General features: G+C 57.2%; 14 protein-coding genes. 10 read left to right on the forward strand and 4 right to left on the reverse strand.

Annotated features, from left to right (window positions below):
- Window positions 1-86 precede the first annotated feature (86 nt).
- The 5 genes from AB5Y84_RS19020 (at window position 87) to AB5Y84_RS19040 (ending at window position 5,897) form a co-directional block, all read left to right on the forward strand.
- Window positions 87-1,325 carry a uracil-xanthine permease family protein gene (locus tag AB5Y84_RS19020; protein WP_005334784.1) on the forward strand — a complete coding sequence of 413 codons (1,239 nt, stop codon included), beginning with the start codon at window positions 87-89 and terminating at the stop codon, window positions 1,323-1,325.
- Window positions 1,326-1,876: 551 nt separating this feature from the next.
- On the forward strand, window positions 1,877-2,608 hold the full coding sequence (locus AB5Y84_RS19025) for an ABC transporter substrate-binding protein (RefSeq protein ID WP_026034978.1): 732 nt from the start codon (window positions 1,877-1,879) through the stop codon (window positions 2,606-2,608).
- A 64-nt stretch (window positions 2,609-2,672) separates the two neighbouring features.
- Window positions 2,673-4,199: a methyl-accepting chemotaxis protein gene (locus AB5Y84_RS19030; protein ID WP_236563517.1), complete on the forward strand. Its 1,527-nt coding sequence runs from the start codon at window positions 2,673-2,675 to the stop codon at window positions 4,197-4,199.
- A 377-nt stretch (window positions 4,200-4,576) separates the two neighbouring features.
- Window positions 4,577-5,368, forward strand: coding sequence for a transcriptional regulator (locus tag AB5Y84_RS19035; protein WP_368177567.1), 792 nt, complete (start codon window positions 4,577-4,579; stop codon window positions 5,366-5,368).
- A 10-nt stretch (window positions 5,369-5,378) separates the two neighbouring features.
- Entirely contained in the window at window positions 5,379-5,897 is a 519-nt protein-coding gene (locus AB5Y84_RS19040; protein ID WP_201903920.1) for a hypothetical protein, read from the forward strand.
- On the opposite strand, the gene AB5Y84_RS19045 is transcribed toward AB5Y84_RS19040, so the two are convergent.
- Window positions 5,887-6,306, reverse strand: a complete 420-nt coding sequence (locus AB5Y84_RS19045; protein WP_257725186.1) for a GNAT family N-acetyltransferase — start codon at window positions 6,304-6,306, stop codon at window positions 5,887-5,889. The two genes, AB5Y84_RS19040 and AB5Y84_RS19045, sit on opposite strands and share 11 nt — an antisense overlap.
- A 160-nt stretch (window positions 6,307-6,466) precedes the next feature.
- Between AB5Y84_RS19045 and AB5Y84_RS19050 the strand changes: the two genes are divergently transcribed.
- Window positions 6,467-6,967: an SRPBCC domain-containing protein gene (locus tag AB5Y84_RS19050; RefSeq protein WP_005334766.1), complete on the forward strand. Its 501-nt coding sequence runs from the start codon at window positions 6,467-6,469 to the stop codon at window positions 6,965-6,967.
- A gap of 205 nt (window positions 6,968-7,172) precedes the next feature.
- Here AB5Y84_RS19050 and glk read toward each other — a convergent pair whose 3' ends face one another.
- Entirely contained in the window at window positions 7,173-8,141 is a 969-nt protein-coding gene (gene glk / locus AB5Y84_RS19055) for a glucokinase (protein WP_257725185.1), read from the reverse strand.
- A 350-nt stretch (window positions 8,142-8,491) separates the two neighbouring features.
- On the opposite strand from glk, the gene AB5Y84_RS19060 reads away from it, so the two are divergent.
- From AB5Y84_RS19060 to AB5Y84_RS19070, 3 genes are all read left to right on the forward strand, one after another.
- Window positions 8,492-9,346 (forward strand): MurR/RpiR family transcriptional regulator, encoded by an 855-nt coding sequence (locus tag AB5Y84_RS19060; protein WP_005334759.1) that lies wholly within the window; start codon window positions 8,492-8,494, stop codon window positions 9,344-9,346.
- Between the two features lie 163 nt (window positions 9,347-9,509).
- Window positions 9,510-10,949, forward strand: a complete 1,440-nt coding sequence (gene pyk / locus AB5Y84_RS19065) for a pyruvate kinase (RefSeq protein WP_005362071.1) — start codon at window positions 9,510-9,512, stop codon at window positions 10,947-10,949.
- A 212-nt stretch (window positions 10,950-11,161) separates the two neighbouring features.
- Window positions 11,162-11,947 carry a hypothetical protein gene (locus tag AB5Y84_RS19070; protein WP_021229875.1) on the forward strand — a complete coding sequence of 262 codons (786 nt, stop codon included), beginning with the start codon at window positions 11,162-11,164 and terminating at the stop codon, window positions 11,945-11,947.
- A gap of 91 nt (window positions 11,948-12,038) precedes the next feature.
- Here the strand turns inward: AB5Y84_RS19070 and AB5Y84_RS19075 are convergent, their stop codons facing one another.
- Together AB5Y84_RS19075 and AB5Y84_RS19080 are read right to left on the reverse strand one after the other, a co-directional pair.
- The gene (locus AB5Y84_RS19075) at window positions 12,039-13,790 is read right to left on the reverse strand and encodes an amidohydrolase (RefSeq protein WP_368177568.1); all 1,752 of its coding nucleotides are present in this window, start codon (window positions 13,788-13,790) and stop codon (window positions 12,039-12,041) included.
- A gap of 66 nt (window positions 13,791-13,856) precedes the next feature.
- The gene (locus AB5Y84_RS19080) at window positions 13,857-14,768 is read right to left on the reverse strand and encodes a GyrI-like domain-containing protein (RefSeq protein ID WP_368177569.1); all 912 of its coding nucleotides are present in this window, start codon (window positions 14,766-14,768) and stop codon (window positions 13,857-13,859) included.
- 154 nt (window positions 14,769-14,922) lie between these two features.
- Here AB5Y84_RS19080 and fliE point away from each other — a divergent pair, with 154 nt between their 5' ends.
- Window positions 14,923-15,240, forward strand: a complete 318-nt coding sequence (gene fliE / locus AB5Y84_RS19085) for a flagellar hook-basal body complex protein FliE (RefSeq protein ID WP_005362062.1) — start codon at window positions 14,923-14,925, stop codon at window positions 15,238-15,240.
- Window positions 15,241-15,266 lie beyond the last annotated feature (26 nt).

Consider the following 15,266-nt stretch of genomic DNA (forward strand, 5'->3'; position numbering starts at 1 on the left):
GTGTTCATTTTGCGCCTTGCAAAAGTCTTGTGATGACTGAAAAGTGATAAATATCCCCATCAGTTATCAAAAAATTAAGGACATCCATGTTTTCCTTAGTCAAGCAAAGTGTCGCCGGGCTGCAAATCCTGTTTGTCGCCTTCGGCGCCATGGTTTTGGTGCCCCTGCTCACCGGACTGAACCCCTCCATGGCCCTGCTTGGCGCCGGTGTGGGCACCCTGTTGTTCCAGCTCTGCACCCGCCGCCAGGTCCCGATTTTCCTCGGTTCCAGTTTTGCCTTCATCGCTCCCATCATCTACGCCACCCAGACCTGGGGATTGCCATCCACCATGTTTGGCCTGTTTGCCGCCGGTTTCATGTATTTCATTCTGGCTGCGCTGATCCGGGCAAAAGGGATGGGCTTTGTGCACAAATTGCTGCCGCCCGTGGTGATTGGCCCGGTGATCATGGTGATCGGTCTTTCTGTGGCGCAGGTTGCCTGCAACATGGCGATGGGCCGCGCCGGCAGTGAGCAGGTGGTTCCTGCGGGGACTGCGCTGACGCTGGCCGGTATCTCGCTGGCGGTCACCCTGATTGCAGCTGTGTTCTGCAAGGGGTGGATCAAGCTGATCCCCATCCTGTGCGGCGTGATTGCCGGTTATGTCTCGGCTGTGTTCATGGGCCAGGTGAGTTTCGATGGCATGGTGAACGCCCCCTGGTTGGCGCTACCCCACTTCGAAACCCCGGAGATCAACTGGGCTGCTGCGTTGTTCATGTTGCCGGTAGCCATCGCCCCCTGTATCGAGCATATCGGTGGCGTGTTGGCGATTGGTGGCGTGACTGGCAAGGATTATACCAAGGATCCGGGTTTGCACCGTACGCTGGCCGGTGACGGCATCGGCGTCTGCTTCGCCGGTTTCATCGGTGGCCCACCCGTGACCACCTACGCCGAAGTGACCGGTGCCGTGATGATCACTCGCAACTTCAATCCGGTCACCATGACCTGGGCAGCCGTGTTTGCCATCATTCTGGCCTTCTTCGGCAAGTTCAATGCGCTGCTCACCTCCATCCCGATGCCGGTGATGGGCGGTATCATGCTGCTGCTGTTCGGATCCATCGCTGCCATCGGTCTCAAGACGCTGGTGGAATCCAAGGTGGATCTAGGACTGTCACGCAATATCGCCATCGTCGCAGTGACTCTGACCGTCGGTGTCGGTGCGCTGGAGATGAAGATTGGCGACTTCGCGCTGGCCGGCGTTGGCCTGGCCTCTGTTGCCGCCATCCTGCTCAACCTGATCCTGCCTGCGCACTCCGAAGAGGGTGTGATGGACGCGGCCAAGGATTGAGTTCCACCAGACGTTCATTGTTAATTTGGAGAAGGCCACCTCGCGGTGGCCTTCTCATTTTCGGGTATCTAGCGCCACTTTTTGGCTCGGCGGAGCTCATCTGGAATCTAATTTGGAAGCAGATGAGGGGGTTAGCATTCTCATTTGACGTATCTCTTTTCGTGACCTTAGCTAAAGGACAGGTTTGGCTCTGAGGTCTCCTCGAGCAGTATGGGAAAATGGATGTTGGCGTTTTCTATCATTTCTCTCCCAGACCCCTGTCATAAAACGATGCGCTTTTTCTTTGCCACGGCGCTGTTGTATGGCAGAGGCTTATCCGCCTCACTCCGCACTCCCCTTATGCTGCCCTGGCATGTTTCCACCTCGATTTGTTGTGAGCCTCCCTCGCCGGTTGCGTTTCGTTGCGCACAGGCAAAATCCGGATCTGTTTGCTGCTGCACATGGGTGGGCGGCGAGCCGTGAAAGCCGGCATGACCCCAGCGGGTCAGACGTGCACCGCCATTGGTAACGGCGGATGTTCAGGGATGAATGGCAAGCAAAGCGAGGTTGCAATGAACTATCAACTGCTGTGGAAAAGTGCAATTTTTTCAGTCTCTTCCATGATGGCGATAAGCGCTGTTCAGGCTGCGCCACTGAACGTGATGACCGAGGATTACCCGCCATTCAACATGCAGGGGGAGGGGGGCAAGATTATCGGGCTGTCGACCGAGGTGGTCGAAGAGCTGTTCAAGCGTGCTGGAGTCGAATACAAGCTGACCCTGATGCCCTGGAAACGGGCGTACGAAGATACCCTCGGCACCCCCAATACCGCCCTCTACTCCACGACCCGCACTCCGGAGCGGGAAGCGCTGTTCAAGTGGGTCGGGCCGCTGGTCAATAACAACTGGGTGTTTTTCTCCAGTTCGACCGCCAATATCACGGTCAAGTCGCTGGAAGATGCCAAGCAGTATTCGGTGGGTGGCTATAACGGTGATGCGGCCGCCGAATATCTCAAGGCCCAGGGATTTGCCAAGTTGCAACTGGCGGCCAACGATACCGCCAACGTGAAGAAACTGGAGGCAGGTCGCATCGATCTATGGGCAACCGGCCAGTATCTGGCGCCCTATCTGGCCAGCAAGGAGAAGGTGGCCTCACCCAAGCCGGTCTTCGTGTTCAAGGAAACCCAGATGAGCTTGGCGTTTAACAAGGATACGCCCGATGAGCTCATCACCAAGCTCAATGAGATCCTCGCTGCCATGAAGGCGGATGGCACCATCGACAAGATCAATGCCAAGTACCAGTAACAGTACCAATAGCAAGTGCCGCTCAATGGCACTACGCCGGCTGCCGTAAAACCGGGAGGAAACCATGGATTGGAAAAGTCTGACGTTCAGGATTGCCGTGTTGACCTCCCTGTCGGTGAGTCTGCTACTGGTGTTGTTTGGCGCTTACAACTACCACGCGGTCAGGGCGGAGAGCTACAGCAAACAGAGTGTGCTGGTCGAACAGGCCATCGGCCGGTTGCAGCTCTCCCTGCCCGGCCCGCTGTGGAATTATGAATCGGCCTTCATCGAGGCATCACTAAAGTCCGAGCTGGCGGCCGATATCCTGAGTGCTTTGCTAGTGCTCAACAAGGACAAGCTGGTAGCCGGGTTTGCCCGTGACTCGGCGGGGAGCATTGCCCCTGTGACAACCATGCCTGCCGATACTGCTGCCTATGGGGGATATGATCTGGTCTATGACGACAGCGGCCAGAAAAACACCGTGGCCCGATTGCTGGTGCAAACCAGTGATGCCGCCATTCAGGCCCAACTGCGCCAGCAGTTGATCACCACCGTCTGGCAGATCCTGGTGCTCGATCTCTGCATCATCGCGTTGCTGATGGTGCTGATTCATCGCAATGTGCTCAGGCCGCTCCATCAGATGAATCAGGCGGTGTTTGATCTGGCCAAAGGAGAGGGGGATCTGACCCGGCGTCTGAAGATCAGCCGTCAGGATGAGATGGGCGCGCTGGCCACCAACATCAACCACTTTATTGCCAAGTTGCAGGAGATGGTGGCGGAGATCAACGAGCTCTCTGCCGGTGTGTTGCAAACCGCCGAACTCTGTGACTCCCTCTCGGCAGATACCCGGGTAGGCAGTGACGCCCAGCAATCCGAGCTGGATCAGGTCGCCACCGCCATTACCGAAATGAGTCAGGCTGTGCAGGAAGTGGCTGGTAACGCGGTGAAAACCTCTGGCGCTACCGATGAGGCCAACCTCTATGTGGAGCAGGGTTACAATCTGGCGGGCCATGCCAATGAGGCCATCCATCAACTGGTGGGGGAGGTGGAGCGAGTCGCCACCCTGATGCGCACCCTTTCGACCGAAAGCAGCAGCATTGGCACCATCATCGAAGTGATCAACGGTATTGCCGAGCAGACCAATTTGCTTGCCCTCAACGCGGCCATCGAGGCGGCGCGGGCGGGTGATCAGGGGCGCGGTTTTGCGGTGGTGGCGGATGAGGTGCGCACCTTGTCGGGCCGTACTCGCCAGTCGACGGAGGAGATCAGTGCCAGTATCAAACGGTTGCAGCAAGCGACCCAGAATGTCGGGGCCGGAATGCAACAGAGTCAGGAGAAGGCATCCCGCGCCGGAATCGAGGCGGCAGATGTGCAGATATCGGTGGAGAAAATTAAAAATCAGGTCAGCCTGATCCGCGAGATGAACATGTATATCGCCCAGGCATCGGAAGAACAACACTCGGTGGCAGAGGCGGTCAGCCATAGCGTCAACCGGATTGCGACGCTCAACAGCGAGAGTGCGGCCAGAGTGGCAAAGGTTGCCGAGGCCAGCAGCGATCTGCGGCAGCTGTCGGCCCAACTCGACACCCTCCTCAAGCAGTTTCGGGTCTAGTCAGTTCACTTCGCCCCGTTGGAGCATCCTGCGGGGCAGGTAAGGTTCCCTTTATTGTGAGGCGCTGCGAGATGTCGTGAGGGGCAAGGGGCCTTGTCCTGCAGCGCTTTTCGTCATGCCCATGTCACTGTTCAGCTGAGATTGGCGTGACCGCGATAGGCGAAACTCGCAGCATCATGCTCTGCCCGATACGCAGTCCGACAGCGCTGGACGCATATTTTCATTTTCCCCGCTCATGCCTGCCTGCATCTATTGTGCCGCTGATCTCGACCCTTTAGAATTTCGTTTAATTACAGCGAGTCCTGAGCCGCCATCTGGCTTTATCAGGTGTGGAATCCCATCTTCTTCATGATGAATGCAAATAACAGGTGGTTGGTATGACGGGGGTTGCGCCAGGCAATAACATATCAGCCTATCACTTCGGTGATTATGTCTTTGATGTCAAAAGGCGAGAGCTGATCTTCTGTGCCGACAAGGACAACTTGCAAAGCGCCCGGGTGGTGCGCTTGTCATCCGCAGAGAGCCTCATTTTCAGCTATCTGCTCGATCACCATGACGAGGTGTGCGACAAGGATTTGTTGCTCGATATCGGCTGGTTGGGTCGCCCCATCAGCCCCAACTCACTGAACGTGGCCATCGCCAATATTCGTCGCCACTTCACTTCATCCCCCCAGACGCTGGATATCAGAAGTACCCCGAAAAAAGGGTACTCCCTGCATCTGAACTGCAAGATGAAGAGCTATTACGGCAAGGCATTGCCAACAGAGAGTGAGCCCTTGCCCGAGCCGATGAGCGAGCCCATGCCTGCAGCGGCTGCGCAGCCACCATCGCCATCACCAAGCTCCGACCACGAGGTCATCATAGAGTCTGCTGCTCCCCGTTCTTTTGGTGAGCGCGCCAAACTTGCCTTTCTCAGCGGTATCGGGCGGCCAATGCTGGCAAGGGGCCTGATATACGTCAATCTGCTACTGGTTGTGCTGGTGGCGTTTGTCGCCAGCTATCTCCATTTCGAGTGGCTCCATGTGCACTGCACCGACTCGCCGACCGGCGTTGTTTGCCAGATGGAGGCACGGAGCGATGTGCCACCAGTCAAACCAGCATCGCTGGTGCTGGTCTCCGGCCACCAGGTTCGCGTGCTCTCCTATAAAGAGCTCGAAAAAACGCTGTAAGGGATCTCTGATGAAACGAACACTGAAAAATACCTTGCTGCTGTTGCCACTGTTTGTCGTGCTGTTGTTTGTGGTCGGGATGTTTATCAACAGTCTGGGCTGCCATTACGACCTGAAAATGTCGGCCAATGGAGTCAACTATCACGGGGTGTGCCGCTGGGGCAAAATCACCGTAATCGAAGAGGAGGAGGCGACCAGGGAGAAGTGGCGGGTGACCGGTTTTCAACTGACCTTCTTCAACCAGCTTGTTTACCTCATCGACAGTCGTACCCAACTGCATGAGTCGGGTAACGATGACTCCTATCTCAATGAGTACAACCTGATCCAGTCGCAATATGCGCTGGTCAACTATGCCTGGGTGCCGCTGACCGAAAACAAGGTGGCAATTTTCCAGCGCGATCCGGTGCATGAGGTCGTGATTGCCCAGCGAGATGGCTGGTTCGATCTCTATCGCTGGTTCTTCCCCCCGGCACCGCTGGTGCCTGTTCAGCCGCAAAGCGCAGGTGCCGGGCGTCCCGCTAGTTTCTAAATAACTTGCACCAGGGGCCGGTGACCTCGCAGTGGCCTGTCTCATCACTGTTTTGCCAGTCCAGCCGATGGTAGAAGGCTACTGCCGCCGTGTTGCGGGTCGCAACCTTGAGCGAGCCGTGCGGTGAATCAGCAAGGCCCCGCTCCAGCAGGGCGCGCCCTATCCCCTGACCGTGCCAGTCGCTTGACACATAGAGGTGATGGACGAAGTGGTCGGGCTGCCAGATGGCGATAAAGCCGCAGATATTGCCCCCCTGCTCGGCGACCCACACCTGTTCACCTTTGGTCTGCACCTCGAAATCCTCGAGTTGGAAACGGGCGGGATCAACCCAGTGAAAGGTGTTGCGGCGGCTCTTTAAAAACAGCCGGGCCAGTTGGGGAATGTCGTGTTCTTCCATGAGCCGGATCATGATGCCCTCCCGGATCAAGCCAATGTTCATTGAGGCAGCTGCACAGCGGCAGGTTAATCGATGCAAATGACAAGGGTGTGATTAAGCACTGTCCATTGTATTTGCCATGGGGCTATACTGCCGGAGTCCCTTGTATGGATGGCTTGAGGATCGCTGATTTATGGACAATAAACTGATTGAAGGCAACATTTTTGTTCCGGCGCACATAGACGATGTCTGGCACGCCTGGACTACCGAAAGCGGTCTGCGCAGTTTTCTGGCTCCCGAATGTTTGATGGTGGCCGAACCGAATGGTCCTTTCGAGATCTACTTCAGGCCTGATGCCCCATTGGGTGAACGTGGCAGTGAAGGGTGCCGGGTCATGGCCGTCATGCCCTATGACCTGCTCAGTTTCAGCTGGAATTTCCCGCCCAGCCTACCCCATATCCGCCAGCAAAAGACCCAGGTTTGCCTGCGCTTTGTGCCGGAAGGGCAGGGCACTCGCCTCTACTTCCTCCAGAGCGGTTGGGCCAATGATCCGGATTGGGATCAGGGTTATGCCTATTTTCGGGAAGAGTGGCTGGAGACCAGCCTGCCACGGTTGCAGTACCGTTTTACCCACGGTCCCATCGACTGGAACAATCCGCCAGACAAGGCGCAGTTGAAGGCGCTGGCCCAGTAATCCCGGATATCAGACGTAAAAAAAACCGGCCAAAAGGCCGGTTGAAACAGTTCAGGCTTGTCAGGTGACAAACGTATCCAGCGGATGAGAGTCGCTTTCCACTCCTTGTGAAGCACAACACTCTTGGTTACGTGCGGCTACTTTATGCCATTCACACTGAATCGAGGCTGAACCATGGATGATCCCGCCTCGTTCCCCTCTTCAATCAGATAGTGATCCCCATCGACTGGCGCAAGTAAGCGCCCGCACCGAGCAGCCCCGGCCCTTCATGGGTGATCAGAAACACCGGGATCTCCTTGAGGTAGGACTTGAAGCGCCCCTTGTCTTCAAAGGCGACCCGGAAACCGGAACCGGTAAAGAACTCCTGGAAGCGCGGCACTATGCCACCTGCGATATAGACGCCGCCAAAGGTACCCATATTGAGGGCCAGATTGCCGGCAAAGCGGCCCATCAGCACGCAGAACAGGCTCAAGGTGCGACGGCAATCGAGGCACTCCCCGGCCAGTGCGCGCTCGGTAATGTCTTTGGGGGCAAACGGCTCTGGCTCACGGCCATCGGATTTCACCAGCCCGCGATAGAGATTGACCAGACCCGGGCCGGAGAGGAAACGCTCTGCCGAGACATGGCCCAATTCGCCTCGCATTACTTGCAGTACCGCATCTTCCTCTTCGGTGTTGGCAGCAAAATCCACATGACCACCTTCACCCGGCAGGCTCAGCCACTGCTCACCCGCCTTGACCAGATGGGCGACCCCAAGGCCGGTGCCCGCACCATAGATGGCGATGGACTTGCCCGCTACCGGCGCGGCGCCGCCCAGCTGGATGCGATCCGATTCAGCCAATACCGGCACCGCCATCGAGACGGCGGTAAAGTCGTTGATCACTTGCAGGCGTGCCAGCCCGAGATTGCTCTGCATCTCGCTGATGGAGAACTCCCAGCTGTGGTTGGTCATAGCGACCCAGTCACCGTTGATGGGGCAGGCGATGGCGATGCAGGCTTCAGCCACCTGAACCTTGTGTTCCTCCAGATAGAGGCGTACCACGGCTTCAAGGCTGGGATGGGCCAGACCTGAGTAGGTCTTTGCCTGAGAGATAGTACCGGTGGCCAGCTCACACAGGGCCAGACGCGCATTGGTGCCGCCGACATCGCCGACCAGAGCATGGGTATGCTGCATAACAACTCCTTCGTTACAGGATGGGGACGACTCTGGTGTCCCTAGATTATTGTTGGATTATGACGGCCCATTCTATCCGAGCTCGTGCTCACTCACCCGCCGGATCGATACAAACGTGCGCCTGCTCACAGTGTTGTTGCTTTGCAACATTTGTAAGCGCTTTCATGGCAAGGTGACGTTTTGTAACGAAAAGTACGAAATAATTAGAGATGAGTCATACTTTGTATGGCAGGCGTTAGTTGCGATAACCGCTTGTCTTGTATAGTCCTTAGCTTGAATGGAAACTTGCTTAGCCGTAGATTGAGTGCAAAGACACTGAAGCTAAATTACAAAAACGCCTGGTGGTGATGATGAATACCCTTGATAAAATTACGAACAACTTGGAAAGTTTCAGTAAATCAGAACGCAAGGTTGCCGAGGTGATCCTGGCGTCTCCCCAGACCGCCATCCACTCCAGCATCGCCGCTCTGGCCAAGATGGCCGACGTCAGTGAACCGACCGTCAACCGCTTTTGCCGCCGTCTCGATACCAAGGGCTTTCCTGATTTCAAACTCCATCTGGCCCAGAGCCTGGCCAATGGCACCCCTTACGTAAATCGTCATGTAGAAGCGGAAGATGGGCCGGATACCTATACCGCCAAGATCTTCGAATCCACCATGGCCTGTCTGGATGCCGCCAAAAACAGCCTGGATATCTCTGCCATCAACCGCTGCGTCGATATCCTGACCCAGTCCAAGAAGATCAGCTTCTTCGGCCTTGGCGCCTCCTCCGCCGTTGCCCGCGATGCCCAGAACAAATTCTTTCGCTTCAACATTCCGGTAGTGAGCTTTGACGATATCGTCATGATGCGCATGAGCTGCATCAACAGCAGCGAAGGGGATGTTGTGGTGCTGATCTCCCACACCGGTCGCACCAAGGCGCTGGTCGAAATCGCCGCGCTGGCTCGCGAGAACGACGCCACCGTGATCGGCATGACCGCCAAGGACTCCCCTCTGGCCCGCGAGTGCAATCTGGTGCTATCCATGGATGTGCCGGAAGATACCGATGTCTATATGCCGATGGCATCCCGCATCGCCCAGCTGGCGCTGGTGGATGTGCTGGCGACCGGTTTTACCCTGCGCCGGGGGATGAAATTTCGCGAAAATCTGAAGAAAGTAAAAGAGGGATTGCGCGAATCCCGCTTCGAAACCCCGCACTCTTCCTGAACCGTTGGGGGCTCCGGCCCCCGACTGTCTATGCCACCCGCCTTGGTGTAGTATTGTAATTTAATAACAAAAACCACCCAGATGGTTTGCAAACGGGTGCATCGAGCCATGGGCTTGATGGGGCAGAATCTCAAGTCATATCAACTTCATATTGGAGTCTTTCATGCCTAGACGTACAAAGATTGTAACCACACTCGGTCCGGCTACCGACCGCGAAGGGATCCTCGAAGGGATCATCCGCGCCGGGGCCGACATGGTGCGGATGAACTTCTCTCACGGCACTGCTGAAGACCATATCCTGCGCGCCAATCAGGTGCGTGACATTGCTGCCAAGCTCGGTCGTCACGTCGCCATCATGGGTGATCTGCAAGGCCCGAAAATTCGTGTTTCCACTTTCAAGGATGGCAAAATCTATCTGGCCATCGGTGACAAGTTCATTCTCGACGCGGCACTCGGCAAGGGTGAAGGTTGCCAGGAGCAGGTTGGCATCGATTACAAGAGCCTGCCAGACGATGTGGTTCAGGGCGACATCCTGCTGCTGGACGATGGCCGTGTGCAGCTGAAGGTCGAGCAGGTTGAAGGCACTCGCATTCACACCACGGTGACCGTGGCCGGGCCGCTCTCCAATAACAAGGGCATCAACAAGAAAGGGGGCGGTCTCTCCGCTCCGGCCCTGACCGAGAAAGACAAAGAAGACATCAAGACTGCTGCCCGTATGAACGTGGACTATCTGGCGGTCTCCTTCCCCCGTTGTGGCGATGATCTGCGCTACGCCCGCGAGCTGGCCCGCGAAGCCGGTTCCAATGCCAAGATCGTGGCCAAGGTTGAGCGCGCCGAAACCGTCGCCACCGATGAGGCGATGGAAGACATCATCCTCGGTTCCGATGCCGTGATGGTCGCCCGTGGCGATCTGGGAGTCGAGATCGGTGACCCCGAGCTGGTTGGCGTACAGAAGAAGCTGATCCGCCATTCCCGTCGTCTCAACCGTGTGGTGATCACCGCGACCCAGATGATGGAATCGATGATCAATGCGCCGCTGCCGACTCGTGCAGAGGTCATGGACGTGGCCAACGCCGTGCTGGATGGTACCGATGCGGTGATGCTCTCCGCCGAGACTGCCGCCGGTCAGTTTCCCATCGAGACAGTGACCTCCATGGCGAGCGTCTGTGTCGGTGCCGAGAAGCATCCGAGCCTGAACGTCTCCAACCACCGCATGAGCTACACCTTCACTTCCGTTGAAGAAGCTGTAGCCATGTCCACCATGTATGCAGCCAACCACCTGGAAGGGGTGAAGGCGATCGTGGCACTGACCGAGTCCGGCACCACTCCGCTGCTGATGTCCCGTATCAGCTCCGGTCTGCCGATCTTTGCCATGTCTCCCCACAACAAGACCCTGGCCTGGACCAATCTCTACCGTGGCGTCACCCCGGTGATGTTTGACGGTGACGAGACCAAACCGGTCTACGAAGTGTGCCGCGATGCGCTGGCCGTGCTCAAGGAGAAGGGGCTGCTGCAGAGCGGCGACATGGTGCTGCTGACTCACGGTGACAAGATGGAAACCGTGGGTAGTACCAACACCTGCAAGGTGATGATGGTCGAATAAGCCCGTCCGGTTTTACTGTGCTTAACAAGGCTGCTCCTCTTTGATGAGCAGCCTTTTTGTTAACCGCTGTCGGGCTGTGGCGGTATAAACAGGACTCAATGATTGCTTAACCGGATTCCCTTCCGATAATGCGGGAGTGATTTTCAGCGGGTAGCCTGTTGTAGTTGATCGCCCCAGGTAACCCAGACACTCGACAATACGGGAGTGAAAAAATGAACAAGCGTAACTGGTTGCTGGCCTTGTCACTGAGTCTGGCCTTCTCACCCTGTTATGCCGACTGGGCCAAGCTCAAGGCCGCAGCGTCCGATCTCGGAGCGGCAGTGAGCGAGACCAGCAAGGAGGTGTGGCAGGATGTCAGCGATTTCTCCAAGAAGAGCTGGGCTTCCATCTCTGCATGGGGTGAAGAGGCGTTCAATACCGCCGGGGTCTGGACCGACAAGAGCATCGCGACCGGCAAGGAGTGGCTGAAGGCAGCCGACAAGGAGCTCAACGAGATGCTCAACCCCAAGACGGCGAAAGAGGCGAGGATCGCGATCAATACCATGGCCGACACTGCGCTGATCCGGTTGTTCAACGAGCAGCCATCAGCCAAGTTGTTGTTTGACAAGGCTTATGGTTATGCGGTGTTCGATTCGCGCAAGTTCTCCCTGATGCTGCATACCAATCAGGGGGCCGGGGTGGCAGTCAATCGCAAAACCGGCAAGCACACCTATATGAAGATGTTTGGTGCGGGTCTGGCGGCAGGGATTGGTGGCAAGTTCTATCAGCAGGTGATCCTGTTTGAAGACAAGGCCAGATTCGATGCCTTCGTGACCCAGGGGTGGGAGGCCACTTCCGAAGTGGGCGTGGTGGCCGGCAAGGAGAGCGCCGAGCTTACCGCCAAATACAATGGCGGCATGGCCATCTACCAGATTGGTGAGAAGGGCCTGCTGCTCGATGCCAATATCTCCGGCTCCAAGTACTGGATTGACAAGGACCTGACTGAAACGAGCCGCTAATCACGCTGTTATCGGTTGCTCACTGCACACCATGCGTTTGTCGTGATCTTGCCAACAGGCCCGCAATGCGGGCCTGTTTGTTCTCTCGGTGTCAGTGGGCTGAATAGACCTGCTTGCCCTTGAACATGGTCCAGAGCACCTTGGTCTCCTTGAGCTCTTCGCTTGCTACCTGTTCCAGATTGCGATCCAGCAAGATCAGGTCAGCACTCTTGCCCGCGCTGATGGAGCCAATCTCTTTCTCCCGTCCAATTACCTTGGCGGCGCTGAGGGTATAGGCTTGCAAGATGGCCTGACGGCTGATCTGCTCGCTGGCGGGGGGCAGCAAGCCAAGCTCCCCTTGACGAGTGATCGCGGTATACATGGCGAGGAAAGGGTTGGGGCTGGAGACCGGCCAGTCACTGGCACCGGCGATAATGGCGCCGCTTTGCAGCAAGCTGCCTGCCGGATAGAGGCGGGCCAGCAGTGCCGGGGGCACTTTTCCTTCAAGCAGCAGGGTGGTCGCCACGTTTTTACCGGCCCACAAGAGTTGCATCGATGCGGCCACATTGAGCGGTTTGAAACGGGCAATGCTGGCCGGGCTCACCACCTCCAGATGGGTGATGCTGTGCAGCAGGCGGTGATCCCGATTGTGGGCCCGGGCATAGGCGATGGCATCAAGGGATTCACGGACGGCCCGATCGCCGATGGCATGAAAGTGAGCGATAAGTTGATGGGCATCCGCGCTGCGGATCAGCTCGTTGAAACGCTGCTTGTCCAGATCGTCCTTGCCGCTGTAACCGGGACGGTTGAGGTAGGGCTCGCTCAACTTGGCGGTCTGGGATGGATACTCGATGACACCATCTTGCAGGATCTTTATCCCCACCAGTTTCACGTCCGGGGCATCTTGAAACTGCTGTCGCAGCGCCAATATATCATCAATGATGGCGGGTGATGCATGTATCCCCACCAGTGCCAGTGCGGATACATGTCCGGTCAGCTTGCCTTCCCGGGAGAGCATGCTGTACGCCGGCAGCAGGCCGGTATCGCGGCGATCCGGCTCGGCGTTGAAGATGGGCGCAAGGGGGCGAATGTTGCTGATAGGGTCCATCCAGGCGGTAATGCCCACCTGATTGAGTTGTTTGGCGGCGGTCATGATGGCACTGGCAATCGTCTCGTCGCTGACGGGGGGCAGCGCCTTGAGAATGGCATCCCAGCCGCCTTCCGAGGCAAAGCCATTGAGCTTGCCGGATGGGGTGAGGCCAAAATTGCCTTTCAGCGAAGCATAACGACCGTCAAGGGTGTCGGCATCAATGCCAGCCTTGCGCAGCATGGCCTGATTGGCCCAACCGGTGTGGGCATCCGAACCGGCAAGCACTACCGGGATCTGCCGGTATTGCGGGCCATTGAACACCTGATCGAGCAGGGGAAGCTGATGCCAGTAGTCGAGGGATACATTGCTGTATAGCTCTACATCGCCCAGTGTCAGGCGGGGATCATCCTTGCTGCGGGTCAGAAATTGCTGCACCTGCTCAACCTCACTCATGGCGTCAGGAAAGTTAACCGTCATCCCCTGAAAACCGGCAAATGCCGCATGAACATGGCTGTCGATGAGCCCCGGCATCAGGTACTTTCCTTTCAGATCAAGACGCTTGGCATGGTTGCCGAGGCGGGCGCTGACCTCCTGATAGCTGCCGACTGCCACTATCTTTTTACCTTCAATGCCGACCGCTTCCGGGTGAGGGTTCGCCGGATCACCACTGTAGATGGTGCCGCCAAAGATCAGCGTCTGGCTCTGTGACTGGGCATTGGCGGCAGCGGGAAGCGTCACCAGCAGGCTGGCGAGAAACAGCGTTTTGATATTCATGGGCATGACTCCGTCGCTTCGGTGCCCGAAGGCACCGAAGTGGGTAAATGGAAATGAGGTATCGGCTTATCGGTTGATCAGCGGGATACAGATATCAAACACGTAATGATCCCGGTCGGGGTCCGTGCCTGCGTGGTATTGCTCGTAACACGGGCGATCGTCGCAGTTCAGCCCTTGGCCCACTACCCAGCGAAACGCCGTCTCCCAGCAAGCGACCAGTTGATCGCCGCGAGCGATAAACTGACAAACCGCATAGGGTCCCGCGGCGATGGTCTGGGTGGTTAACTGGCGCCCAGCGGGGATCTCTGGCCCCAGCTCGATGCAGACGTCAGTACGGCAACGGGTCTCATCGGTGATATCGGGGATATCCCAATAGAGACTCAGGGTACCCGCCGGTGTCATCGCCTCGTCTGAGGCGAACAGCGCGAGCAAATCCCGATGAGCTTGCTCGCAGGTCTCTTTGCCATAGGGGCCCAGGCGGCGCATGTACGCCACACGCCGGGTGGGCATCTGCCTGACGCTTGCCCCCTGCAACAGACCCGGGTGTTCGGTGACCGGGTGCATGACCAGGCCATCATAGGTGTCAAAGGGAAGGGGATCGTTTCCAATCTTGCTTTTCCAGTTTCCCCCCTGCTGCTGGCGGTATTCCGAGGGGCTCATGGCGAAGTGCAGGCGAAAGGCCTTGGCGAAATTCTGCGAGCTGGAGAACCCGGCGGCCAGTGCGAGGGTGGTGATATCGCTCTGGGGGGAGGCGAGCAAGCGACGGGCAGCACGTTCCATACGCAGGCGCCGGGTAAATCCGGCAATGGTTTCGCCGACCATCGTCTTGAAAATACGGTGGAAGTGGAAGGTGGAGATGGCCGCCGCCGCTGCGACCTCATCCAGGCTCGGATTGTCATCCAGATGGTGGCTGATGTAGTCCATCGCCTTGAACACGGGTTTGCGATAATCCAGAGCGGACTCCTTGCCAGCCAGCAAAAGTGGGCGTCAGAGTCGGATTTAATCAGAGCCACCTGCCGTTGTCGAACCCGTCCGGCCTGGTCTGGCCACTCATCCGCATCGCGCTTTTAACGCATTGGCACTCTAATTGCTTGTTGCATGCCAGCGTCAATGATTTGTCTGGGGATGGAAAATGGAAATTAGTGCAAGCAGCCTGATGCAAGAGATGCAGGCGCTCAAGATCGAAGCAGGCGCAACGCCGCTGGCACAACCCGGTCGTCAGGTAACCTCCGACTTTGGTCAGCTGCTGCAACAGGCGCTTGGCAACGTCAACGAGCTGCAAGGGGCCGCCAATGACCTGCGTACCCGTTTCGACATGGGCGACAAGTCGGTGGATCTGGCTGAAGTGATGATCGCGGGCCAAAAATCGTCCATCGCCTTTGAAGCCACGGTACAGGTGCGCAACAAGATGGTCGATGCCTACAAGACCATCATGAACATGCCGGTATAAGCGACGCCAATAAACCATGACGACTG

The sequence above is a fragment of the Aeromonas sp. s11 genome (assembly GCF_040907945.1).
Classification (GTDB): Bacteria; Pseudomonadota; Gammaproteobacteria; order Enterobacterales; family Aeromonadaceae; genus Aeromonas; species Aeromonas veronii.